The organism is Plantactinospora sp. B6F1, from assembly GCF_040120695.1.
Classification (GTDB): Bacteria; Actinomycetota; Actinomycetes; order Mycobacteriales; family Micromonosporaceae; genus Plantactinospora.
Window position 1 is genome coordinate 1 of sequence record NZ_JBEEAC010000018.1, and the last position, 22,957, is coordinate 22,957.

General features: G+C 69.3%; 18 protein-coding genes and 1 pseudogene. 12 read left to right on the forward strand and 7 right to left on the reverse strand.

The window, feature by feature from the left end; genetic code table 11:
- Nucleotides 1-131: 131 nt before the first annotated feature.
- Nucleotides 132-677: pseudogene (locus ABNF97_RS21810) on the forward strand (helix-turn-helix transcriptional regulator); the annotation flags it as partial.
- Nucleotides 678-947: 270 nt separating this feature from the next.
- Nucleotides 948-1,349 (forward strand): DUF805 domain-containing protein, encoded by a 402-nt coding sequence (locus ABNF97_RS21815; protein ID WP_130463967.1) that lies wholly within the window; start codon nucleotides 948-950, stop codon nucleotides 1,347-1,349.
- A gap of 123 nt (nucleotides 1,350-1,472) precedes the next feature.
- Here the strand turns inward: ABNF97_RS21815 and ABNF97_RS21820 are convergent, their stop codons facing one another.
- Entirely contained in the window at nucleotides 1,473-2,000 is a 528-nt protein-coding gene (locus ABNF97_RS21820) for a GNAT family N-acetyltransferase (protein ID WP_130463966.1), read from the reverse strand.
- Between the two features lie 204 nt (nucleotides 2,001-2,204).
- Nucleotides 2,205-2,732 carry a hypothetical protein gene (locus ABNF97_RS21825; RefSeq protein ID WP_349339617.1) on the reverse strand — a complete coding sequence of 176 codons (528 nt, stop codon included), beginning with the start codon at nucleotides 2,730-2,732 and terminating at the stop codon, nucleotides 2,205-2,207.
- 471 nt (nucleotides 2,733-3,203) lie between these two features.
- On the opposite strand from ABNF97_RS21825, the gene ABNF97_RS21830 reads away from it, so the two are divergent.
- The 5 genes from ABNF97_RS21830 (at nucleotide 3,204) to ABNF97_RS21850 (ending at nucleotide 8,395) form a co-directional block, all read left to right on the forward strand.
- On the forward strand, nucleotides 3,204-4,064 hold the full coding sequence (locus tag ABNF97_RS21830) for an alpha/beta fold hydrolase (RefSeq protein WP_349339618.1): 861 nt from the start codon (nucleotides 3,204-3,206) through the stop codon (nucleotides 4,062-4,064).
- Between the two features lie 592 nt (nucleotides 4,065-4,656).
- The gene (locus ABNF97_RS21835) at nucleotides 4,657-7,035 is read left to right on the forward strand and encodes a sensor histidine kinase (RefSeq protein ID WP_349339619.1); all 2,379 of its coding nucleotides are present in this window, start codon (nucleotides 4,657-4,659) and stop codon (nucleotides 7,033-7,035) included.
- Nucleotides 7,032-7,469 carry a roadblock/LC7 domain-containing protein gene (locus tag ABNF97_RS21840; RefSeq protein WP_349339620.1) on the forward strand — a complete coding sequence of 146 codons (438 nt, stop codon included), beginning with the start codon at nucleotides 7,032-7,034 and terminating at the stop codon, nucleotides 7,467-7,469. The genes ABNF97_RS21835 and ABNF97_RS21840 overlap by 4 nt, the downstream gene beginning before the upstream one ends.
- Nucleotides 7,459-7,824, forward strand: coding sequence for a DUF742 domain-containing protein (locus ABNF97_RS21845; RefSeq protein WP_130463963.1), 366 nt, complete (start codon nucleotides 7,459-7,461; stop codon nucleotides 7,822-7,824). The genes ABNF97_RS21840 and ABNF97_RS21845 overlap by 11 nt, the downstream gene beginning before the upstream one ends.
- A 16-nt stretch (nucleotides 7,825-7,840) precedes the next feature.
- The gene (locus tag ABNF97_RS21850; RefSeq protein ID WP_130463962.1) at nucleotides 7,841-8,395 is read left to right on the forward strand and encodes an ATP/GTP-binding protein; all 555 of its coding nucleotides are present in this window, start codon (nucleotides 7,841-7,843) and stop codon (nucleotides 8,393-8,395) included.
- Between the two features lie 181 nt (nucleotides 8,396-8,576).
- On the opposite strand, the gene ABNF97_RS21855 is transcribed toward ABNF97_RS21850, so the two are convergent.
- From ABNF97_RS21855 to ABNF97_RS21865, 3 genes are all read right to left on the reverse strand, one after another.
- Nucleotides 8,577-9,359 (reverse strand): nucleotidyltransferase domain-containing protein, encoded by a 783-nt coding sequence (locus tag ABNF97_RS21855; protein ID WP_207230582.1) that lies wholly within the window; start codon nucleotides 9,357-9,359, stop codon nucleotides 8,577-8,579.
- A 47-nt stretch (nucleotides 9,360-9,406) separates the two neighbouring features.
- Nucleotides 9,407-11,128: a hypothetical protein gene (locus tag ABNF97_RS21860; protein WP_349339621.1), complete on the reverse strand. Its 1,722-nt coding sequence runs from the start codon at nucleotides 11,126-11,128 to the stop codon at nucleotides 9,407-9,409.
- Nucleotides 11,129-11,813: 685 nt separating this feature from the next.
- On the reverse strand, nucleotides 11,814-13,391 hold the full coding sequence (locus tag ABNF97_RS21865; RefSeq protein WP_349339622.1) for a pectate lyase family protein: 1,578 nt from the start codon (nucleotides 13,389-13,391) through the stop codon (nucleotides 11,814-11,816).
- Between the two features lie 1,074 nt (nucleotides 13,392-14,465).
- Between ABNF97_RS21865 and ABNF97_RS21870 the strand changes: the two genes are divergently transcribed.
- From ABNF97_RS21870 to ABNF97_RS21885, 4 genes are all read left to right on the forward strand, one after another.
- Nucleotides 14,466-15,767 carry an extracellular solute-binding protein gene (locus ABNF97_RS21870; protein ID WP_130463959.1) on the forward strand — a complete coding sequence of 434 codons (1,302 nt, stop codon included), beginning with the start codon at nucleotides 14,466-14,468 and terminating at the stop codon, nucleotides 15,765-15,767.
- Nucleotides 15,768-15,887: 120 nt separating this feature from the next.
- A complete protein-coding gene (locus ABNF97_RS21875; protein WP_349339623.1) occupies nucleotides 15,888-16,820 on the forward strand; it encodes a carbohydrate ABC transporter permease in 933 nt (310 codons plus the stop codon).
- 3 nt (nucleotides 16,821-16,823) lie between these two features.
- Nucleotides 16,824-17,738: a carbohydrate ABC transporter permease gene (locus ABNF97_RS21880; RefSeq protein ID WP_349339624.1), complete on the forward strand. Its 915-nt coding sequence runs from the start codon at nucleotides 16,824-16,826 to the stop codon at nucleotides 17,736-17,738.
- A complete protein-coding gene (locus tag ABNF97_RS21885) occupies nucleotides 17,735-19,732 on the forward strand; it encodes a beta-L-arabinofuranosidase domain-containing protein (protein ID WP_165436819.1) in 1,998 nt (665 codons plus the stop codon). Before ABNF97_RS21880 ends, ABNF97_RS21885 begins: the two co-directional genes overlap by 4 nt.
- Here the strand turns inward: ABNF97_RS21885 and ABNF97_RS21890 are convergent.
- On the reverse strand, nucleotides 19,687-21,786 hold the full coding sequence (locus ABNF97_RS21890; protein ID WP_349339625.1) for a cellulase family glycosylhydrolase: 2,100 nt from the start codon (nucleotides 21,784-21,786) through the stop codon (nucleotides 19,687-19,689). The two genes, ABNF97_RS21885 and ABNF97_RS21890, sit on opposite strands and share 46 nt — an antisense overlap.
- A gap of 290 nt (nucleotides 21,787-22,076) precedes the next feature.
- Nucleotides 22,077-22,772: a fibronectin type III domain-containing protein gene (locus tag ABNF97_RS21895; RefSeq protein WP_130463957.1), complete on the reverse strand. Its 696-nt coding sequence runs from the start codon at nucleotides 22,770-22,772 to the stop codon at nucleotides 22,077-22,079.
- 15 nt (nucleotides 22,773-22,787) lie between these two features.
- On the opposite strand from ABNF97_RS21895, the gene ABNF97_RS21900 reads away from it, so the two are divergent.
- Entirely contained in the window at nucleotides 22,788-22,955 is a 168-nt protein-coding gene (locus tag ABNF97_RS21900; protein ID WP_349339626.1) for a hypothetical protein, read from the forward strand.
- Nucleotides 22,956-22,957: the final 2 nt, after the last annotated feature.

A 22,957-nucleotide genomic window follows, 5' to 3' on the forward strand; every position in this document is an offset into this window, starting at 1 on the left:
GTCAGACAACGACTACGAGCCTGCCAGCAACAGACCCATCTCCTCGCCGGCTTCTTCGTCAACACCGGCATGACCCTCGACCCCGAACCACCGTGACGACCCGAACGTCAGCCTTTCAACCTCTGTATTCGTCCCGGCCGGATCCCACCATCACCAGCGCCCTCGTCGCCGCCGTCGCGGCGCGACGGCGGGTGTCGGTCAGCTACCGGAGCGAGTCGGGCGCCGAGTGGGACGCCGAGGTGGACCCGTGGGCGGTGGTCGTCCGGTACGGCCGCTGGTACCTGCTGTGCCACTCGCACCGTGCGGAGGCGATCCGCACCTACCGGCTCGACCGGGTCCGCGCGGTCCAGCAGACCGGGCACCCCTTCGAGCCGCCCGACGGGCTGGACCCGGTGGCGGCCCTGGAGGAGAACCTGGGCAGCGGCTGGGAGTTCCCCACCCGCGTCGTCTTCGAGGCTCCGGCGGCCGAGGTGGCGCCGTGGATCCGGCCCCCCATGGGCCGGCTCGAACCGTCGGGAGACGAGTGCGTACTCCTCGGCAGCACGAGCAACCCGTCCATGTACGCCCAGGAGTGGCTGCCGAGCGTGCCGTTCGGGTTCCGGGTCGAGGGTGGACCCGAACTCCGGGCCGCGGTCGCCGCCCTCGCGGTGCGTTTCGGCGCCGCCGTCCGGCCCTGAGCCGTCGGCGTTCCGATGGATTCCCCCGCTGTGGCGACCTCGGTGGCGCTGAAGATGCGGCCCTCAAAGCGGGGATACAGGCGCCCAACCGTCGCGCTGGTAACCGGCTCCGCAGGGGCATCCCATCCCATTCTGTCCTGTCGTGCCGACGGGCGGATAGCGCTGGCGATCGCGGTTTCTTCGCGACCGGTTGGATTTGGGCGGTGCGGTTGCCGCTGCCGCGTACCCTGATGCCGCGCCTGGCCGCACTTTCGAGACGCTGGAGTCGTCATGTCATTTACCGCTGCCGTTCGTTCGGTGCTTTCCCAGTATGTCGGGTTCGGCGGGCGGGCTCGCCGCTCCGAGTACTGGTGGTTCTTCCTTTTCTCGATCCTCGTCGGCATCGCGACCTCGATCCTCGATTCCGCGCTGGGTACCGACTTCGAAGGGTCGAGTGGGTCTGGCGGCCTGCTGAACCTGCTCGCCAGCCTGGCGCTCCTCCTGCCGTCGCTGGCGGTCGCCGTGCGGCGCCTGCACGACACCGACCGTTCCGGCTGGTGGATCCTGATCGGGCTGATCCCGCTTGTCGGTGCGGTTGTCCTGCTGGTGTTCTTCGTGCAGGACGGCACGCCCGGCCCGAACCGCTTCGGTCCCAGCCCGAAGTACGACGCCGTACCCGGCTGGGCCGCCTGACGATGGTGTCCGCGTATCGGTATCCGTGATCGCTTCTGGCGCCGCCCGGTGCGACACCCAACTGGGAGGCGTCGCGCTCCGTGGCCTGCCTCCTGCGTCGGCCGAGGGCCGGATCTGTCGAGATCAGTGAGCCCGCTTCTTGGCGCTCGACATATCGGATGGCGCGGTCGCCGGGGGTTCATCGAGGCGCAGGATGGTTTCCTCGACCTCTGTGTTGCGTCCGTTGGCGAAGGAAATCTCCGTGCCCGTGATCACAAACCCTGCCCTCTGCAGTACTTTCAGCGACCCCGCGTTGTCACTTGCCGCGCGAGCGAACAAGGGCCGGACATGGACGGATTCCAGGAGGAGGGCCAGAGCCCGGGAAGCGATGCCCTGCCCCCAGAACGATCTGTCGATCCAGTAGGTGACCTCGGTGTCGCCGTCGATTACGAAGCTGGCGATACTACCGACCAGCCGTCCATCGAGCGTGATGACGCGGTTGGTTGCGTCGGGTGAGGTCCGGACCTTCGCCATGTGCGCATCGAAAGCGGCGCGATCGTCGGGATCCTTGGCGGTGAAGGCTGCCATCCGGACGGACTCGGGATCCCGCAGCTGCTCGTACAACGCGTCAAGGTCGGAGTCATCGACCGGTCGCAGCGCCACCTCAGCCACAAGCGTCCCCCACCTCAGCCATAAGCGTCCCCAAACCTGGTCCAGCCTCGATCAACAAGGGCGAACCTACCAATAGCGTCCGACAGTCGGTGGATAGGCGGGCGATGCTTGACCTGCGGGCAACCCGGTGGCGAAGCCGGCACGGACGCCCACAGGCGTGTAGGGCCGGTGCCCGAGCGGGCGCCGACCCAACGCGTACCGTGATCAGCAGGTTATCGCGGCCGCCGGCCCGGCGAAGGTGCTGTCGATCGTCGCCGGCGAGCCGGTCTTGAAGTTCACGATCACCCGCATCAAGGCGTAGAGGGTGCCGGTGGCGCAGGTGCGCTCGATCTGGAAGCCGCCGCCGAAGCGCCCCAGGTCGAACTGGTCGATGGTGTTGCCCAGCGGCGTGGAGTCGTTGCCACGGAAGATCCCGATGATGCCGTAGATGCTGTTCACCTCCTCGTCGCAATGGACCGAGTAGTCCACGGCTACCGAGACCGCCTCGGCCCTGACCGGAGGGCTGATGCTGACCGTGCATGTCGTGGCCGCCACGAGCGCGCCATGAGCGGCGCCGTCGGACTGCGACAGCAGGTGCACCGCCGCACCGGCCCCGGACGGCGCCAGGCCCTTGGCCGTCAGACCCCCGGCCGCCAGATCGGCCGCGGTGAGGCTGCCGGTCCTCGGGTCGGATTCCGACGTCGGCACGATCGCGAAGGCAGGACCGGCCGCGAATGCCGTCACGGCGACCACCGCACCGAGTGCCACGACGAGCTGCCGGAGGAGCCCTGTGGAACGACTGGTGTTCATAGCGTGTACCTCCACCGCTGTGGTGCCCTTTCGCCTCTGAGTCGGCCACCGTCACACTGGCCGAGGACGAAACGGGCGACGATGCGCCGAGGCTAAGCAGGCCAACTGGACGGCGAATGGACGCGCACTGAACGCTCCCGTCTAGCATGCCGACTCCCCGAGCGCGCCGGAGCATCCGAGTCTGTTCATCGAGCCTCCTCACCCTCCCGAGCACTGCCGTAGGGCTCCTGGAGGTTGCGCCACCGAAGGCCGGTCCGCGCATCTTCCGAGGTCGGGCGCGAGGATCTGTCGTCGGGCGTGGCACGGCCATGCTCTCTGCGAGCTACGCGCCGTGACGACCCAGCATGCTTGCGGCACGCCGCCATGCCGACGAGTGGATGTTGCAGGCATGACGGGCTCGGGTACCTTCCGCGCATGTTCGAAGGTTTCACAGACCGGTGGATTGACGTCGGAGAGGTGGAGCTACGTGTCCGGTACGCCGGACAGGGGCCCCCGGTCCTGCTCGTTCACGGGCATCCGCGTACCGGATCGACGTGGTACCGGGTCGCGCCGCGACTAGTGGATCATGGATTCACGGTGGTCTGCCCGGACATGCGCGGCTACGGACAGTCCGGAAAGGCGCACATCCGCCCCGACCACTCCCAACAGTCCAAGCGCGCGGTGGCAGGGGACATGCTCCGGCTGATGAACGCGCTTGGCCATCCGACGTTCGCCGCGGTCGGGCACGACCGCGGTTGCTATGTGGCGTTACGCCTGGCGCTGGATCATCCCGACGCGGTCGGCCGGCTGGTGGTCATGGACGGTGTACCCATCAGCGAGGCCCTCGCCCGTTGCGACGCGCGGTTCGCTCAGGACTGGTACCACTGGTTCTTCTTCGCCCAACCGGAGAAGCCGGAGCGTGCCATCATGGCCGATCCCGACGCCTGGTACGACAGTGTGGAGCCCGAACGTATGGGAGCCGAGAATTATCGGGAGCTGCGGGAGGCTATCCACGATCATGCGACCGTGCGGGCGATGTTGGAGGACTACCGCGCCGGTCTTGGGGTGGATCGGGAGCATGAGGAGGCCGACCGGCGTGCTGGCCGCATCGTCCGTTGTCCGACGTTGTTCCTGTGGTCGACCCGTGACGACATGGAAGATCTCTATGGTGCCCCCCTCGCCGTTTGGCGGCCCTGGGTCGCGGATCTGCGCGGGGAACCAATCCTGTCCGGACACCATGTCGCCGAGGAAAATCCTGACGACCTGACAGACGTACTGCACCGCTTCCTCGCATGACCGATGGCGCTATCGACGCAGCCATGCTTGTCCGGCAGCGCGGTCAGTGCGGGGATTCTCAACCTCGCCGCCCTTGCGGCGGCGACCGCCGGGAGTGGCCCGGTGGCGGCACGTGGAGCCGACCGTAAGACCCGCGTACGCGGGCAGGTGGCTGTGAAGCGTGAACCCGGCACGACGCCAGTCGATCAGACCGGTACTTGGTCTCGGTGGCTGCCGCCGCCGGGATGACGGGTGGCGTGTAGCCTCCCAATCCGGTGAAGCCGACCCGGCCATCCACCGTGGATGCCGTGGTCGGCGGCGCCGGATCTGTCGGGGTGGCATCGGTGCGGCGGGCGGGGAGTAACAGGTAATTCGCTACACTGCCGGCGGCTAGTGCGAGACCGGACAGATTGGTAGTGTTGCACACACATCGGTACCGGCCGGCTGTGCCTCAGCCGCTGGCTCCTCCACGCTGCCCACGATTGGATCGAAGTTGGCGGACAAGCAAGCCGACGGCATGAGCAGGCAACCCGATCCGGATGTGCGGGGTCAGTCGACGGCAAACCGTCGGCGTGGGCGGCAGCAGTCGATCAGGCGACGCGTCATCCGATTGGTGCTCATTCCCAGTGTCGTCGCCGTCGTCATCTGGCTCGTCGCCTCCGGATACCTTGTCTTCCAGGGATTCTACAACCGCGAGGTCGCCAACAGCGTCCGTGACGTATCGATCCCGGCGGTGCCCGCGCTGGCCTCGCTTCAGCAGGAGCGCCGGCTGAGCGTCGTCTATCTGGCCCAGCCTGCGCGCGACCTGCAGCCGCTGGCCGACCAGCGGCAGCAGACCGACCAGCGACTGGCCGAGCTGCGCAGCGCCGCGAGCGATGCGCTGTCCGCAGCCCCGCAGTCCATCACCACCCGTTGGCAGGCGTTGACGGACCAGCTCGACCAGCTGCCCGACGTGCGTGCGACGATCGACTCCAGGACGGCCGGCGGCCCCCGGGTCTACGACTTCTACAACGGGCTCCTGGCGGCCGCGACCACGCTCTTCGACACGCAGGCCCGTGTGGTGCCGGACGCCGCGGCGAGTCTCGGCGGTGTCACCGCGACGGAGGCGTTCCGGGTCAGCGACCAGATGTCGCGGGCCGGCTCCACGATTGACGCCGCGTTCAGTGCCCGCGCGCTCAACCGACAGAGCCACCTGGAGTTCGTGGCCCTGGTCGGTGCCTACCGTGCCGCCCTCACCAACATCGCACCGCACCTCGAACCGGCTGCCCGGGCGCACTACGAGAGCATCACGGCCAGCGGTCCCTGGAAGGAGCTCGTTGCTGCGGAGAACGCGCTGATCGCGGCCGGTGCATGGGAGGACGGCGTCCCCGGTGGACTGCCGGTCAACCGGACCCGCTGGGAGGGAGTCACCCGGCAGGTCTCCGACGAGCTGATCAGCCTGGCGGTGCTACAGGCCGACGGGGTCTCCGCCGAGGCCCTCCGTACCGGCAACAACCAGCTGCTGACAGCGTCGCTCGGCAGCCTGCTCGCACTGTCGATCGCGATCGCCGCCATTCTGTGGGCGCTGCGCCAGTCGCACATCCTGGTGGACCAGGCCCTCTCCGTCCGGCTGGCCAAGCTGGGGCAGGACGCCGCCGCGATCGTGGACGAGCGGCTCCCGCTGATGATGGCGCGGCTTCGACGCCGGGAACAGGTCGACCTGGCCGTCGAACTGCCCAGTCACGACTACGGCAGTGACGAGATCGGCCAGGTGGCGGCGGTCATCAACAGGTCCCTGAAGGCGGCCGCGGCCGCCGCGATCGACGAGGCGAAGACCCGGGCCGCCAGTATCGCGATGCTGATGGGGGTGGCCCGTCGCCCGCAACGTCCGTTGCAGCGCGGCCTGAAGGTGATCGAGGAGTTGCAGGACCGGGTCGGCGACGAGAAGCTGCTGACCGAGCTCTTCGACATCAACCACCAGCTCACTCAGACCCGGCGCTTCCTGGAGAACCTGGTCATCCTCGCCGGTGGTCAGATCGGCCGCCGGTTCCAGAACCCCGTCCCGGTACGCCGGGTGCTGCTGGCCGCGTTCGCCGAGGCGCAGCAGTACCAGCGGATCACCCTGCGCGGTGCGCCCGACGTGGCGCTGGCCGGCCGTGCGGTCGCCGGTACCATCCACCTGTTGGCCGAGGTGCTGGACAACGCGCTCGCCTTCTCCCCGCCGAAGACGACCGTCTGGGTGACCTGCAACGAGGTCAAGCACGGCGTCGCGGTCGAGATCGAGGACGGCGGCGTGGGGATGAACGCCGACGCGCTGGAGAGCGCGAACGAGCTGCTGGCCAAGGCGCCCACCCCGGACGTGGCAGCACTGAAGGACGGTGCGCAGGTGGGTCTGCACGTTGTCGCCGAGCTCGCCAAGCGGGAGGGCATCCAGGTGAGCCTTCGTACCTCCGCCTACGGCGGCCTGCTCGCCATCGTGCTGCTGCCCGATCGCCTGATCACCGCCGAACCCGTCGGTTCCGGCGCGGACCGGACCGATCCCGATCTTCAACTGCCGGCCATGGCCGGCGCGGTTCCGGCCCGGCCCGGCGTCGGTCAACGAGCGCCGCGCCCCCGGGGCGCCGGCTCCGGCATGCCCACGAACGGGTCGACACAGGCACGCCGCGACCCTCGAACGGCCGACAACCGACAAACCGACCGGGCGGGCGAAATGATGAGCGAGCGCCACGCCAACGGCAACGCCGGCACGCCGAGGACCGCCGCTCCCCGCGCGGCCGACCCCGGTGCAGCCCGTCCGCCCCTGCCGAGCCGGCAACCGCAACAGCACATCGCGCCCGAGCTGCGGGACGACACCAAGGCGTCGGGTAGTGCGGCTCCGATGGCCGGCACGGCGAGGTCTCCGGAGGAGGCCCGGGACCGGTTCACCAGGTACCAGCAGGCGTGGGCCGCCGGCAAGGCGGGCGGCAACAACGACGCGTCAACCAGAGACAACAACCAAGGCGGGAAAGCGTGACCAACTCGATCTCCGGGAACGACCTCACCTGGATGCTGGACGAGCTCGTAGAGGTTCCCAACGTTGTCTACGCCGTTGTCCTGTCAACCGACGGGCTGGTCGTCCAGAAGTCCACATCGCTGACCCAGGACTCGGCGGAACTCCTGGCCGCCGGTTCATCCTCGTTGCACAGCGTCGCCGCCGGGCTGGGCCGGCGGTTCGACAGCGGGCAGGTTCAGCAGGTCATCATTGAGTACGACGGCCGAACCCTCTTCGTGGCGGCCGCCGGCCAGAACGCGCGGCTGGCCGTACTCTGTGAGCAAACCGTCGACATGGGAACGGTCGCGTACGAGATGAGCCGGCTGGTGACCCGGATCGGCGAGCACCTCGGTGCCGAGGTACGCGGGACCGCGACGGCCGCCAACGGCCAGCAGGGCAGGGGTTATGGCGTATGACGTGTGGGACGGCGATGACGAGGCGCAGGCCGGGCGGCTAGTGCCGCTGTACATCCTCGTGAACGGGCGGACGAGCCCGCGCAACACGAACCTCGACCTGGCCACCCAGGTGATCGCCCTGCCTGTCGATCCGAGTCGGCTGGAGCAGGAGTACCGGGAGATCCTCGACCGCTGCGCACGCTGGATATCGATTGCCGAGATCGGCGCCTACCTGCACCGACCACTCACCATCACCAAAGTCATGGTGGACGTGATGCTTGAGCAGGGCTACCTGCGCGTCGGCGCGCCAGCACAGCAGAAGATCGCGGATCGGCGGCTGCTGGAAACGGTTCTCGCTGGTCTCGAGAGACTCTAGGCAAAGGGACTCGAACGTGGAGCGCAAGTCGGTCAAGGTCGTCGTGGCGGGCGGCTTCGGTACGGGCAAGACGACTCTGGTCGGCTCGGTCAGCGAGATTCCGCCGCTGACCACCGAGGAGGTGCTGACGCAGGCGAGCGTCGGTGTGGACGACATCACCGGGGTGGAGGGCAAGACGCGTACGACGGTCGCGCTCGACTTCGGACGGATCACCATCAGCGACGACGTGGTGCTCTATCTGTTCGGCACCCCGGGGCAGGACCGGTTCTGGTTCATCTGGGACGAACTTGCGCAGGGCGCGGTCGGCGCGGTCGTGCTGATCGACACCCGGCGGCTGGACACGAGCTTTCCCGCCGTCGACTACTTCGAGCGACGGGGCATCCCGTTCGTCGCCGCCGTGAACCGGTTCTTCGGCGAGTGTCTCTACACAGAGGAGGAGATCCGGGCCGCGCTGAAGCTCGACGAGGCGGTGCCGTTGCTCTGGTGCGACGCCCGGGACCGGGAGTCCAGCAAGCGGGCGCTGATCGGACTGGTCCGGCACGCGCTCGCCCGGATGCCGGTCCCCAACTGACGCAGCCGGTCGAGTCGCTTCGAGCGGATCGACCGGCCGTTGGCGGTCGGGCATCCACCGCGTGCCGGGTGCGGGTCGGGGGGCCTGGGCGGCCAGTTTCCGGTGACGAAGTCATGTGGGCGTCACCCGGCGACTTCCCGGCGGTGTGCGACGGACCTGGGCCGACGGCCCCGGATCGGGCTCACACACCAAGTTGCCCGGACCACCGGGCGAAGGCGGCCACCAGGTCGGCCGGTGCGCCGGCCTCCTGAAGACGCCGTGCCTGGCCCTCGGCGTACCGCCGGTAGAGGTGGCGCAGACCCGTCACCAGGAGCGGGCGGGCCTCCGCCGGGTCCAGCGGCGCTCCTGCCCGCACCCTGGCGGCAAGCCGGACCAGGGATGTCGCCGGGACGTCGGGCTGAGCCAGATACCAGGTGATGGCGTGGTCGTTGGTGGCGGCCCGCCCCATGGTCACCGCGCTGCTGTAGAGGAGGCGGACCGGGAACAGTACCGCCTTCGTGAACCACACCGGGTCGTCGAGAAGCCGGCGGGGTCGATGGATCTCGGCGATTACCTCGTTGGTGGCCAGGACGTCGACGGCGAACCGCGCGCTGTCGACGAGCAACTCGCCCGCGGTGGGGATGGCGACCTGCCGGGCCACGTCGGAGCCGAGCAGGAGTAGACCGTGACTGGCCAGGTCGAGGCGGTCGATGGCGGGGAACCGTCCGTCGTCGAGGCCATGGCGGAGCGCGGCCAGGGAGCCCCAGAACACCGAGAGCCTGCGGTGCAGTTCAGCACGCTCACGCAGGCCCTGGCTCGTCTCGGCGATGGTGTCGGCGTCGCCGGCACGGGTGTCGGTGAGGATCACCGCCAGATCGATGTCGCTGACGGCGGGGGCATAGCCGCCATGTGCGAGGCTGCCCAACGCGTAGGCGGCGACGAACCGGTTGGCCAACACCGTCTGGTAGGTGTGTGCAGCCTCCAACGCTGCCGCCCGCGCCGCAGCGGCCGGATCGGACCCTGCGACAGCGCTCACGTGGCGGTGTCGCGAAGGGCGCACTCGGCGATGCGGTCGGAGACCAGCGTGATCACCTGCCAGGCACGGTCGAGTACGGCGACGATCTCGCCCACGGTCCAGTCGGTGCGCTGCCGGAGGATCTGGTAGCCCATCTCGAGGTGCTCGACATCGGCCTCGTCATGCAGCGAGAAGTACGGGTCGTTGGGGAAGGCACGGACACCGGCCTTGCTGAGGGCGAGGCTGCCGGCCTCCAGGGCCAGGTGCGCGAGGATCGCGCGCTGCACCCCCGGAAGGGTGGCGAACTGATCGACGAACCAGGACGCGCCGGCTTCGATGACCGGATCCCAGACCACCCGCTGGTCCTCGGCCCGGGTCCGAGCCAGGATTTCGTCGTGGCCAATCTCCTCCTTCTGGTGTTCGAGGGCGATCGCCCGCAGGGCCGGGTCGGACTCGTACGTGACGCGGGCGCTGATCATGCGCTGGAACGCGTTCGACCACGGTTGCAGGTAGGTCAGGACGCTCTTCTTGGTGATGTCCGGCGTCGTCTCGTCCGTCAACAGCCGGATGAGCTTCGACGCCTCGTACTCCTCCTGCCGCGCGGCGTTGTAGTCGGCGACGCGCTGCACGTCGGGATGGGTCAACACAGGTTTCCTCTCCACGAGGTCGGCGGGTGGGACCGGCAGGGGCGTGGGTTGCGGATAGACGGGGAAGCGGAAGTAGGTGGTGAGGTCGGCCTGCCGGCGCGCGGCCCGGTAGCTGATCAGTTCCAGCAGGCCCTGGCTCTCCGCCAGGCCCGTGGGGGCCAGGGCGGCGGTGACGGCGTACAGCGGTCCCGGATCCATCCCCTGACGGCGTAGCAGGTCCGCGGCGCGGCCCACTGCCTCCTGGTCACCGGAGGCCAGGCTCGACATCCGCAGGTACGTCGCGGACTCGGCGGCCCGGCGTAGCCCGGACCGGAACGCGAGGCAGGTCAGGGCCTCCCTGCCGGCGTCGGCCCGCTCCCCGGTCAGTGTCCGGTACGCGATCAGCGCCTGGTCGGCGTTGTGGTCCAGCGCCACCGACGCCATGCGGTTCAGTTCGTGGATGTCGGCTCCATGGTTCCGGTAGTAGATCTTCGCCCGGGACTCCACCGAGTCGGTCAGGTCGAGACCGAGGAACTCGACCTCGCGCCGGTCGCTCCGGCCGTCCTCGTCCACCCGCCGACGGGCGTCGTCCCACGCCTGCGCCATGCCCAGCCGCTCCATTGCCCGCGCCAGTGCGGCGAACCGCTGTTCGGCAGGCCAGGTGTACAGACCGAAGTACGCCTTGTGAACGACTCGGTCGGGCGGGCGCCATGCCAGTGAGTACCACAGCGGTGCTGTCGCGAAGATCTCGTGCACCTGGCGGAAGCGCCGCGCCGTCACGGTCGGGCCATCCGCGTCGGACAGGCAGTCGAAGAGCATCCGAATCTCTGGCCGCCCCTCCGACCAGTTCAGTGACATCTCGGCCGGGAACCCGTCGGCGGCGACGAACGATGGTTGGCGGGGCACCGCGCCGATTCGATCGCTGGCCCAGCTGGGGAGTATCTCGCGCAACTCCTGTGTGGTGCGCGCGGCCTCTTCGGTCGGCACGGCGAGCGCATCGCACGCGCCGATCCACAGTCCACACAGGAACTCGTCGAACCGCAGATCTGGCACGCGGCAGCCCTGGGACCACGGGACGGTCACCGTCCGGTCCGGCCGATGATCCGACTTCATGCGGCATAGGGTGACCCAGTAAACCCTGGGTGTCAATGTGAAGAAGACGCTTTCAAGCATGTAGCAGGGCAGCTCCCCGAGCATAAGACCCGGCCGAGGCGTCGCCCATTATCGCGCAGCGTAACATTGGCGAGTCCCTATACTTCTCTGCGTGGCGGTGAACCTTTCTGTGAGGTGCGCACATGCCGCATCCGGTTGCTGGTGGTAAGGATTGCCGGTATGGGGTCGATCACCGAGAGCGAACAACGTCGCCGGAGATCGGAAGGTGAGCAGGGCCGTACTGAAGCGGTCCCGGGCGCCGGCGCGCGGATGTCGAGGCGGCCGTGCCCGCCGAGCGGTGGCCGAGGGTGGGCATCCCGAGAATCGGTGCGTGCGAAGGTCGTTTCGAGGGCCATGCCAGTGGGTCGCATGATGCGGAGATAGGCGATGTTCTGTCGAGTGAGACAATTGTCACAATGGGATCCGCAGGCCCGTGCGGTGACGGCGTAAAGGGGATTGTCTGTCGATTCCAACCCCCGTTGGCCGGTCGGAATCGCTTACGGCTCGCAAGTCGTGGTCGGCCGGCAGGCACAGCGGCGGGACCGTCATGTCCGACGGCCCCGCCGCTGTGCCGGTCGATCGGTGACCGGCGGCGCCCGCGCCGGGTGGATGTCGCTGTCGGTGAACCCGGCAGCGCTACCGCGCGTTACCCGGCGTAGGTCTCGAACTCCGCGATGGCCGGCGTGCCCGAGGAACTGGTGATCTCAAAAGTGATCTTGCGTAGTGAGGTCGCCGGGAAGGTGATGACGCCCGCTCCGTTGCCGGAGGTCAGGACGGCGCCGGTGTCGTGGTTGAGCACCCGCCAGGAACCGATGGCGCCCGTCGCACCTGACGCCTCACGGATGTTGATCCTGGACACCGTGGTGGCCGAGCCCCACTTGATCGAGATCGAACCGGTCGAGCCGACCGGCGACCAGTGGGTGCCCATGTCGCCGTCCCGCACGTTGCCGTAGCTCGTCCCGCTGGCCTTGCTGGAGCCGTCGGAGCCGGCGCCGATGCTGAGGTTGGTTCCGCTGGGCTGCGTCGGCGTCGGCGTCGGGGCGGTCGGGGTCGGCGTGGGGCGCGTCGGCGTCGGCGTCGGCGTCGGTTGGGTCGGCGTCGGGGTGGGCCCCTGGGGCGCGCAGTTGCCGTCCGACACCCGCAGGCCCGTGTTGGCGCCTGCCGTCTGGCGGACGATGTCCGGCACGCAACCGGCCCCGTCCAGGCGGTAGGAGTACGGGATGCTGACGGTGGTGTTGGACTGCGGGTTCGGGCCGGCCGGGTTGGTGTCGCCGCCCGGGCTGGACCAGGTCACGTTGTCGAAGATGTTGCCGCTGACCTGCCAGTAGCCGGCCTCGTCGGTGTAGAAGGTGCCGAGCACGTCCTTCGAGTTCCGGAAGTAGTTGTTGTCCACCTTGGCGCGCGCCCCGGCCCGGGAGTTGATCCCGGACTCGTGGAGGTCCACGTAGTGGTTGTTGTAGATGTGCGCGATGCCGCCACGGAGCAGCGGAGTACGGGAGTCGATGTTCTCGTACAGGTTGTGGTGGAACGTGATGAAGCCGTTCGAGCGGTCGCTCTCGCTGGACCCGATGAGGCCGCCGCGGCCGGAGTTGCGCAGGATGCTGTACGACAGCGTGACGTACTGGGTGTTGTCCTTCATGTCGAAGAGCCCGTCGAAGCCCTCCGACTCGCCTCCCGACGCCTCCAGGGTGACGTGATCCACCCAGACGTTGCGCACGTCGCTCTCCATGCCGATGGCGTCACCACCGTTGGACGTGGGCGAGCCCGACTTCTTGACGTTCCGGATGGTCACGTTCTGGATGATGATGTTGCTGGAGTCCCGGATGTGGATGCCGAGCTGGTCGAAGAGGGCCCCGCCGCCGACCCCGACGATCGTGACGTTGCTGATCTCCTTGAGCTCGATCTTGTCGGCGGCGGTGTTGCAGCTGTCGCCGGAGACCTTGCTGGTGTTCCCGTGGTTGATGGTCCCCGAGACCTCGATGACGATCGGGGTACTGCTGCTGGCCCGACCGCACAGGGCCGCGTGGATCGCGGTTCCCGTGCTGGCCCGCACCGTCTGCCCACCGGCACCGCCGGTGGTCCCACCGTTCTGGGTCGCGTAGCCGGTGGCACTGCCGGACGCCGCCGATGCCTGGGGCGTCGGCAGCGCGACGCCGAGCGCGGCCATGACGGCCGTGCTGGCCAGTGCCGCCTGGAGTCGTACCGGGACTGGTCGTCGTCTCATCTTCGCCTCACCTTCGTCTCCAACTGCTGGGTGTTGCCAGGTACATCCCGGATGCGGCCCGCCGGGCCCTCCCGGCTGCCGCCCCGCCGCCCGTCGCCGGTCAGCCGAGATGGGCGGGCTCTTGCGTACGCGCGGATCGGGGCACGCTCCCGCGGCGGCCCGGACTTTCGCCGGCGGCGCGCCCGCCGCCAGCTCACTGACGCCGGCGGGTGGGACGTCGACGTCAAGGCGCATGGAAAGCGCTTTCCAGTGCAAGGATAGGGAATCGTCTATCGATCTGGCAAGATCGTGCCCGGATTGCGGTGGAGTACGCCAGGGTTCCTTCCGAGCGAGCGCGAGTGCCGGCCGGGCAGGCCGGTCGGCATGGTCTTCGCCGTGCGATCCAAGTCGGGACCACCGGCTCGGAGCCGGACCGAAAAGGCTTTCAGGGTGGTCCCTGCGATACGGGCTCCCGACCGGCGCGGAACCGGTCGAGGTACGGCGGGAGTCGCGCGTGACGTTGGCGCGCTGGCGGGCGGGTCGGGAGAGAGCGTCGGGCTGTCGATCCCGGTCGATGATCCGTGGACCGGCCAGAAATCTACTGTTGACACGGCCGTAGTCGGCAACCAGAATCCTCCGAAAAGGTTTTCGGAACCTGGCGGAGGCCGGTGACCGCAGGCCCGGCCGGTCGGGGTGGAACGGGGGTGACGCAGGTGGGCATCGTGCTACGACGAGGAGGTACCCGAACAGGTCGCCGCACAGTCCCGCGAGGTGTGCCGGCAGCTCGTCGATGGCCTGCCGGCGTCGCCTGGCTGTACCCGTTCTCCCCGGCGAGGATGTGGATCGCCGGCCTCTCCGGGACGTCGCCGTGACCGACGGCGACAAAGGTCGGCGCCGAGGCGATGCTGGACGTCTCCATCGCCGAGCTGTCCGATGTCGACGGCTCGTGGTCGACGTCGCGACCGACCACCGCTCGTTCGCCACCGCCTGTGCTGGAAAAGCGGCAACCCACCGGCTGGCGCAGCGGCTGTGGCCGCCCGGTTCACCGCACCACGGGGAGAACGCTCACATCTGAAGACGAACCCGAGGAGAATCATGAAGAGAAGATCGGGCGGGCGGACCGCCCTGCGATCGCTGGCCGGAATCCTCGCGACGGCGCTGATCCTCAGCTCCGCGGCCTGCGGTGACGACGGGCCGGGCGGCCAGGGTGACGTGGCCGAGGCCGGGCCCACCGGAGTCGACGACGGCAGCGAGCTGACGCTCTGGACCCGGGCCCCGCTGGAGAAGCAGGCGAAGCTTCTCGTCGAGGCGTACAACGCCGGTCACCAGAACCGGGTCAAGCTGACCGTCGTACCCAACGACGACTACGTGGCGAAGGTGGGCGCGGCGGCCGGTTCCGGCGGCCTGCCGGACCTCTTCGCCGCCGACATCGTCTACGTGCCGAACTGGGTCAACCAGGGACTGTTCCAGGATCTGACCAGCAACATCGACGGCCTCGACTTCAAGGACTCCATCAACAAGGGCCACCTCTCGGCCGGTACCCGGGACGGCAGGTCGTACGTGCTGCCCTTCGTACTCGACCTGTCGATGCTCTTCTGGAACAAGCAGCTGTTCAAGGACGCCGGGCTGGACCCGGAGAAGGCACCGGCGAGCCTGGTGGAGTACGCCGCGGCGGCGAAGGCGGTCCAGGCCACGAAGAAGCCCGGCGTCTACGGTACGGCCGCCGGGCTGAACTGCGGCGGATGCCTCGTCTTCACCTGGTTCCCGTCCATCTGGGCCGCCGGTGGCGAGGTGCTCAGCGACGACGGCACCGAGTCGAAGCTGGCCGACGAGGTCGCGCAGCAGGTGTACCGCACCTGGGCAGACCTGTGGAAGTCCGGCGCCGTCCTGCCGGCCTCGGCCAGCGAGACCGGCCCCACCTGGACGGCGGCGTTCACCGAGGGCAAGGTCGGGCTGATGTTCTACCCGGCGACACTGCTGTCGTCCACCCCGTTCGACGTCGGCGTCGCCGGCATCCCAGGCCCGGACGGCGGAGCCTCGACCTTTGTCGGCGGCGACGGCATCGGCGTGTCGAAGGACTCGAAGAAGGCCGCGCAGGCCTGGAACTTCCTCAGCTGGATGATGTCCGAGGAGGCCCAGGTGGAGGTGCTGGCCAAGAACAAGGATGTGGTGTCCCGCTCCGACCTGGCGAACAACAGGTACGCCACCCAGGACCCCCGACTCGTCACCATCAACCAGGTTGCCGGCAAGGGCGACACCCCGGTCGCGCTCAACTTCCAGCAGGCCTTCAACGCGCCCGGCAGCCCCTGGCTGACCCTGGTGCGCAACCAGGTACTCAACGGCGGCGGTGACCTCCAGAAGGACAACGGCGAGATCACGACGGTACTCCAACAGTAGGCAGCGCCGCCGAAGGCGTACGCCGGGCCGCCGTCCCCGCGCGGACCGGTGTACGCCGGCCACACGGCGTTGCCAGCGCGCCGCCGATCCGGCCCGTCGCCGATCGATCGAGGAGTTGAGATGAACGTCAGCGCACCGGCAGGCCCACCCAGTGCGGCGATCCGCGGTCGGCTCCGTCCCGGTCGGCTCCGGTCCGGCCGGCGACAGGCCCTGCTCGGCTGGATCTACGCCACCCCGACCGCGGCGTTCGTGGTGGCGCTCTTCGTGGTGCCGCTGCTGCTCGTGGTCAGGATGTCGCTGTCCCGATGGCCGCTGCTCGGCGGCGACCAGGGGCTCAACGCGCCGGAGAACTTCAGCAAGGCGGTCGAGCATCGATTCTTCACCGACTCGGTGGTGTTCACCCTCAAGTACACGGTGATCACGACCGTGTTGCTGCTGCTCCTCGGTCTGGGGATGGCCCTGCTGGTCCAGGAGTCCAGCCGGTGGAACAACCTGCTCCGGGCGTCGTTCCTGGTGCCCAGCGCGCTCGGACTTGCCTCGGCGTCGTTGCTGTTCTACGTGCTCTACTCGCCGTACGCGAGTCCGCTGGCCCCGGTGGTGGAGCGCCTCGGCATCACGTTCCTCGGCTCGCCGAACGCCGCGCTCTTCTCGACGGTGTTCCTCATCGTCTGGCGCTACGCCGGCTTCTACATGGTGCTGATGCTGGTCGGGCTGCAGAGCATCCCGGCCGACGTCTTCGAGGCGGCGCGCTCGGACGGCGCCACCCGCTGGCAGACCTTCCGCAGCGTCACCCTGCCGCTGCTCCGTCCGACGCTGGCGTTGACCACCGTGCTCTGCGTGACCGGCTCGCTGCTCGCCTTCGAGCAGTTCTACATCCTCACCAAGGGCGGCCCGGACAACAGCACCATCACGGTGGTCCAGCTCATCTACATGATCGCCTTCCAGGGGCAGAACGACCTCGGCGTCGCGGCGGCGCTCTCGGTCATCGTGCTGGCGGCCCTGGTCCTCATCAACGCGCTGCAACTGCGCGCCTTCCGGTCCGAGGAGAACTGAGCCATGACCGTGGACTCCAGCCGTACCAGGGCCGCCGTCGCCGGCCCGCCCCGCCCACCGGGGAGGGTGCCGACCAGACCGGGGCCGCGCGGCCTCACCATCGCCGGCGTCGCGTACCGGACGCCCTACTGGGTCTTCACCGGAGCCGTGGCGGTGGTCTTCCTCTTCCCGCTGGTGTGGACCGCCGTCGCCTCGGTCTCCCCGCAGGCGGGCACCAACCAGGCCTCCGGGTGGGGCTTCGGCAACTACACCACCCTCGCCGACTACCAGGCCGGCGTCTGGCGCTACCTCGCCAACTCGGCGTTCGTCTCCCTGCTGACCGTCGCGCTCACGTTGCTGATCTCGCTTCTCGGCGGGTACGCCTTCGCGCGGTTCCGCTTCCCGGGCCGGAACATCCTGTTCCTGCTCACCCTGGCCATCCTGATGGTTCCCTACGCCACCCTGCTCATCCCGCTCTACGTCCTGCTCAACCAGGTCGGACTGCAGAACTCGCTGGTCGGTGTCGCCCTGGTGCTCACCATGTTCCAGCTGCCGTTCTCCACCTTCCTGATGCGCATCTCCTTCGAGGCGGTGCCGCGGGAACTCGACGAGGCGGCGAAGGTCGACGGCTGCTCGTCGTTGAGCGCGCTGTGCCGGGTGCTGGTACCCGCGGTCAAGCCCGGCCTGATCACCGTGGGACTCTTCGCGTTCCTCGCGGCCTGGAACGACTTCATGGCGCCGCTGATCCTGATCAACGACTCCGAGCGGATGACGCTGCCGCTCGCCGTGGCCAACCTGCGCGGCCAGGTCCAGGGCGTCGTCGACTACGGCGCGACGGAGGCCGGGGTCGTCGTCCTCGCGCTGCCGTGCGTCGTGCTGTTCCTGCTGCTCCAACGACACTACGTGCGCGGATTCATGTCCGGCGCGCTGAAGGGATGACCATGGCACCCAGCGCCTCCACGGCGGCACCCGTCCTGCCGAGCCGCGGGCGGCTCCGGCCGCTCGGACTGGACGAGGTCCGTATCACCGGCGGTTTCTGGGCCGAACGGCAGTCCGTCAACGCGACGGCCAGCCTCGGGCACATCGCGCACTGGCTCGAACGGGCGGGCTGGATCCGCAACTTCGACCTGGTGGCCGCCGGCGACGTGGCCGGGAAGCGCCGGGGCCGCGAGTTCTCCGACTCGGAGGTCTACAAGTTCCTGGAGGCGATGGCCTGGGAGATTGGCCGCGGCGGCGACCCGGAACTGGAGGCGAGGTACCGTGCCGTCGTGCACCGGGTGGCCCGGGCGCAGGACGCAGACGGCTATCTCAACACCATGTTCGGGCACGCCGGCCAGCCACCGCGCTGGTCCGACCTGCGATGGGGGCACGAACTCTACTGCGTGGGCCATCTCCTGCAGGCGGCCGTCGCGCGGGCCCGTACCCGGCCGGACGCGGACGACGGGCTGGTGGCGATCGCCCGGCGGGCCGCCGACAACGTCTGCGAGACCTTCGGACCGGACGGCGTCGACGGGCTCTGCGGGCATCCGGAGATCGAGCCCGCGCTGGTGGAGTTCGCCCGCGTCACCGGGGAGGACCGCTACCTCGACCAGGCGGCGCTCTTCGTCGAGCGGCGCGGCCACGGCCGGCTCGGCGACGTGGAGTGGGGCCGGGAGTACTTCCAGGACGATATCCCGGTACGCCAGGCGACGGTGCTGCGCGGGCACGCGGTCCGGGCGAACTACCTCGCCGCCGGCGCCGTCGACGTGGCTGCCGAGACGGACGACCCCGGCCTGCTGAAGGCGGTACGCGACCAGTGGCGCACGGCGGTGGCCCGGCGCACCTACCTCACCGGTGGGCAGGGCTCCCGGCACCAGGACGAGGCGTTCGGCGAGGACTGGGTACTGCCGCCCGACCGGGCGTACTCGGAGACCTGCGCCGGGGTCGCGTCCGTGATGCTGGCCTGGCGGCTGCTGCTCGCCTGCGGCGACTCCGGGTACGCCGATCTCATCGAGCGGACGCTGTTCAACGTGGTGTCGACCTCACCGGCGGCCGACGGGAGGAGCTTCTTCTACACCAACACCCTGCACCGGCGGGAGCCCGGCACCGTGCCGGACGCCGACCGGCCCAGCATCCGGGCCGCCGCCGCCCAGCGGGCGCCGTGGTACGAGGTGTCGTGCTGCCCGACCAACGTGGCGCGCACCCTGGCCAGCCTGACGGCCTACGTCGCCACCGGCGACGACGAGGGCCTGCAGATCCACCAGTACGTGCCCGGGACGATCACGGACCGCCGGGTGGACGGACCCGGGCGGCGGATCACCGTGGCCACCGGCTATCCCGTCGACGGGGAGATCCGGGTACGGATCGACGGCGCCGACGACCGCCCGTGGATGCTCGCGTTGCGGGTGCCGGGCTGGGCGGAACAGGGTGCGACCCTGACCGTCGACGGGCAGACCCGGCCGGTACGCCCCGGCTACGCCACCGAACGCCGGGTGTGGCGGGCCGGCGACGAGGTGGTGTTGAGCCTGCCCATGGCGCCCCGGTTGACGTACCCGGACCCGCGCATCGACGCGGTGCGCGGCTGCGTCGCCGTGGAGCGTGGCCCGCTGGTGTACGCGGTGGAGTCGGTGGACGTGCCGGGCGGCGAAAGCGTCGACGACCTTCGGGTCGACCCGAGCAGGCCGCCCACGATGGCCGGCGACCGGGTCGTGCTGCACTGCGTGCGGATCGACCCGTCGGACCGGGACTGGCCATACCACGGGACGGCGGACGAGGCGGAGCGGGATCCGGTCGAGGTTCCGCTGGTCGCGTACCACGCCTGGGCGAACCGTGGGCCCTCCACCATGCGGGTCTGGATCCCGACGAGCGGAGAGTTGCCCGGACGGGGGGACAACCGGCAGCTGCCGGGTCACGAGGTCGTGCCGGTGACGTTTCCGCCCGACTCGGTGACGTGATAGGTGACGGTCGTGCCGCTCCAGAAGTGGAAGGTGAGGGTGACCCGCTGCCCGTCGTTCACCTCGGCGAAGAACTCGGGCTTGAGCGTGATGGAGTTCGCGTCGTAGTTCGGGGCGAAGGCGACGTCGAACTCCTTGAACGAGGTCCAGTTGTGCGGGCCCGCGTTGCTGCCGTCGGCGTACTTCGCCTCCATGGTGGCGAGCTGGTCGCCCCGGAACTGGGTGGGTATCGCGAACGAGCCGGTCGGCCCGGTCGTGTTGGCCAGCACCGGTGGGTCGTAGCTGATGATGCTGATCCGCCACGGCACGCCCTGGGAGAACCGCGCCTGGATGTTCGCGTTGACGCCGTACGCCCGGGAGCCGACCAGCCGGGTGACGGCGGCGGCGGTGAGTGTCAGCGTGGTGCCGGAGACCGTGTAGTCGGCGCCGTTCGCCAGCTCGGTGTTGCCGTGGCGCAGCCCCTGGAAGGTGCCGCCGTTCAGGTTGAGCGTCAGGCTCTTGCCGCTGATCGCGCCGGTACGCGGCACGTACACCTGGTCGCTCGACGCGGTGCCGGAGCGGGTGGTCCAGCTCGACCTGATCTGCGCGAAGAGCTCCGGGTCGCTCCACCGGAACGAGGTGCGGCCGAAGTGCTGCCCGTTGTCCCACAGTTGGGTGGTGATCCGACGGTTGCGCGCGTAGTAGCCGAGGTACTCGAAGAACTTCAGCTTCTCGCCCTGCTGCACCGTGCCGGTGTGCCGGTCGAAGCCCAGCAGTCCGTACTCGCCGATGATCACCGGGATGCCCCGGGAGACGAACGCGTCGTGGACCCGGTCGAAGACGCCGGTCAGGTCCTGCTGCACGGTGGCGTCGAAGCGGGTGCCGCCGGCGACGTTCACGCTGAACGGCCAGTACCCGTAGAAGTGCACGGTCGCGATCAGGTTGGGGTCGTTCAGCGTGTCGAAGGTGCCGACCAGCTCGTCCACCCGGGCCTGGTCGGCCGAGGTGTGCAGGGTCGGCAGCACCAGCAGCCGGGTGGCGTTGCCACCGCCGGACTGCCGGACGATCCGGTGGAACGACGCGTTCAGCTCGTGCAGCAGTTCGGCGTTCTGGGCGTCGCCGGAGCTGCCGGTGAACTGCGGCTCGTTGACGCTCTCGAAGGTCAGCCGGGGTGAGGCGTCCCGGAACGCGGCGGCGATCTGCGTCCAGAGCGCGTTGTAGCGGTTCAGGACGTTCGCGCGGTCGGTCGGCATCGTGTTGATCCACTGCCACGAGTCGTGGTGAATGTTGATCATCACGTAGAAGCCGTCGTCGAGCGCCCAACCGACCACCTCGCGGATCCGGTTCAACCAGGCCGCGTCGATGGTGTAGTTCGGCGCCGCGCCGTGGTGGTTGCTCCAGGTGACCGGGATCCGGATGCTGTTGAAGCCCTGGGCCCGGACGTTGTCCAGCAGCGCCTGGGTGACCCGGGGGTTGCCCCAGGCGGTCTCGTCGGTACCGACCGCGTCGAAGGAGTTCCCGAGGTTCCAGCCCGGCTGCATCGCGGCCACCGCCGCCATCGCGTTGCCGGCCGGCGGCGGCGTGGTCGGCGGCCGGGTGCTCGGCGGCGCGCTGGTCGGCGGTCGGGTGCCGGGGGTACCCCCGACGTCGCCGGTGCAGGCGACGCCGTTGAGCGTGAACGAGGTGGGCGCGGTGTTCGTGCCGGTCCACGAGCCGTTGAAACCGAACGACACGGTGGCGTTGGTCGCGATCGTGCCGTTGTGGCCGGCATTGGTCGCGGTCACCTGGCTGCCCGAGGAGGTGACGCTCGCGTTCCACGCCTGGGTGACCCGCTGCCCGGACGGGAACGTCCAGACCAGGCGCCAGCCGCTGACCGGGTCACCGAGGTTGGTGATGCCGACGTTGGCGGTGAAGCCACCCGGCCACTGCGCCGAGGTCGAGTACGCCACCCGGCAGCCGGCGGCCGCCTGGGCGCTGACCGCCACCGTCACCCCGGATACCAGCAGTGCGGCGGCGCTCGCCGCGACCAGACCGACCCGCCATCGGGCGCTTCGCGCCCTGCTCCACAGACTCACAATGGTCTCCTTGCCGGGATGTCGCGGCTGGAAGATGCGGGGTACGGGCCGCGGACGCCGCAGTGCTCGGAGAGCCGACATTAAGTTTAGATGCCAAACTTTGTCAATTGGCGTACGCCTATCCGGCTCCCGGTGTGGGTGGGGCGCCGGCACGGCGACGCTCGGCATCCGGGGTCAGGCGTCCGGACCGTCGGCGCCGGTACCCGAGGACTGGACCGTCGACCCGGAGTCGACAACGTCATGATTTGTCGGGCACCGGATGCCGGACGTGACCGGCCGGGGGCTGTCGGTCAGAGCCTCGGGCTCGGCGGCGGCAGTGAGTCCACCGCGATCCCGATCCGTGCCGGGGCGGAGAAGTTGCCCGAGCTGTCGAAGGCCCGCACCTCGAACTGGTAGCTGCCGTAGCCACTGTAGACACCGTAGGCGACGGGGTGGCCGACCAGGGTGACCCGGGAGATGCTTCCGCTCTGCCGGACCTCGTATCCGGCGACGAAGACGTTGTCCCGGGTGGGGTTCCAGGTGAGCCGGAAGTAGCCGTCCTGTGGCCTGGTGAGCCGAAGGCCGGTGGGAACCGTCGGGGGATCGCTGTCCGGCAACGAGCCCAGCTTGACGATCGCGAACGGGGAGGAGTTGCCGGCGGCGTCGACCGCCCGGATCCCGAAGGTGAAGATCATCGGCGGTGGGACCGGCATCGTGTGGCTCGTGCCGGTGGTGGTGGCGATCCTGCTGCCGTTGGAGAAGATCTCGTACCCGGTCACGCCCCGGTCGTCGGACGAGGCGTCCCAGAGCAGGGTGAGGGTCTGGCTCCCGAACACGCTGCGCGGGTGTGCCGGGATGGTCGGCGGGCTGACGTCCGGCCCGCCGTCGGAGCCCGGCACATCCATGGCCGCCCGGGCGGACGTGGGAGGCGGCAGCATCGCGCCGCCGAGCGTCAGTGCCGCCGCCAGGGCCACCGCACCCGCCCGGCGTCGCGTCAGGATCGTCATGGGAACACATTAATAATGTTCGATGTCAACGGCAACCGTCCCCCGTCCGCCGGGGCCGGAATCACCGTGACCACGCAGACCGGGCGGGCTACGGTTTCATCGATCGACAAGGCCGGGCACCGGCGGCGCGCCGGCACGGTGGCGGCACGAATCCGCCCGGGCGACGGGCCGGAAGAGGAGTGAAC

Bases quoted from the DNA above. Each gene is read 5' to 3' on its own strand.
- ABNF97_RS21860 (WP_349339621.1), bottom strand. From the start codon at position 11,128: ATGAAGTCGGATCATCGGCCGGACCGGACGGTGACCGTCCCGTGGTCC.
- ABNF97_RS21900 (WP_349339626.1), top strand. From the start codon at position 22,788: ATGTTCGATGTCAACGGCAACCGTCCCCCGTCCGCCGGGGCCGGAATC.
- ABNF97_RS21870 (WP_130463959.1), top strand. From the start codon at position 14,466: ATGAAGAGAAGATCGGGCGGGCGGACCGCCCTGCGATCGCTGGCCGGA.
- ABNF97_RS21830 (WP_349339618.1), top strand. From the start codon at position 3,204: ATGTTCGAAGGTTTCACAGACCGGTGGATTGACGTCGGAGAGGTGGAG.
- ABNF97_RS21880 (WP_349339624.1), top strand. From the start codon at position 16,824: ATGACCGTGGACTCCAGCCGTACCAGGGCCGCCGTCGCCGGCCCGCCC.
- ABNF97_RS21845 (WP_130463963.1), top strand. From the start codon at position 7,459: ATGGCGTATGACGTGTGGGACGGCGATGACGAGGCGCAGGCCGGGCGG.
- ABNF97_RS21815 (WP_130463967.1), top strand. From the start codon at position 948: ATGTCATTTACCGCTGCCGTTCGTTCGGTGCTTTCCCAGTATGTCGGG.
- ABNF97_RS21875 (WP_349339623.1), top strand. From the start codon at position 15,888: ATGAACGTCAGCGCACCGGCAGGCCCACCCAGTGCGGCGATCCGCGGT.
- ABNF97_RS21865 (WP_349339622.1), bottom strand. From the start codon at position 13,391: ATGAGACGACGACCAGTCCCGGTACGACTCCAGGCGGCACTGGCCAGC.
- ABNF97_RS21885 (WP_165436819.1), top strand. From the start codon at position 17,735: ATGACCATGGCACCCAGCGCCTCCACGGCGGCACCCGTCCTGCCGAGC.
- ABNF97_RS21895 (WP_130463957.1), bottom strand. From the start codon at position 22,772: ATGACGATCCTGACGCGACGCCGGGCGGGTGCGGTGGCCCTGGCGGCG.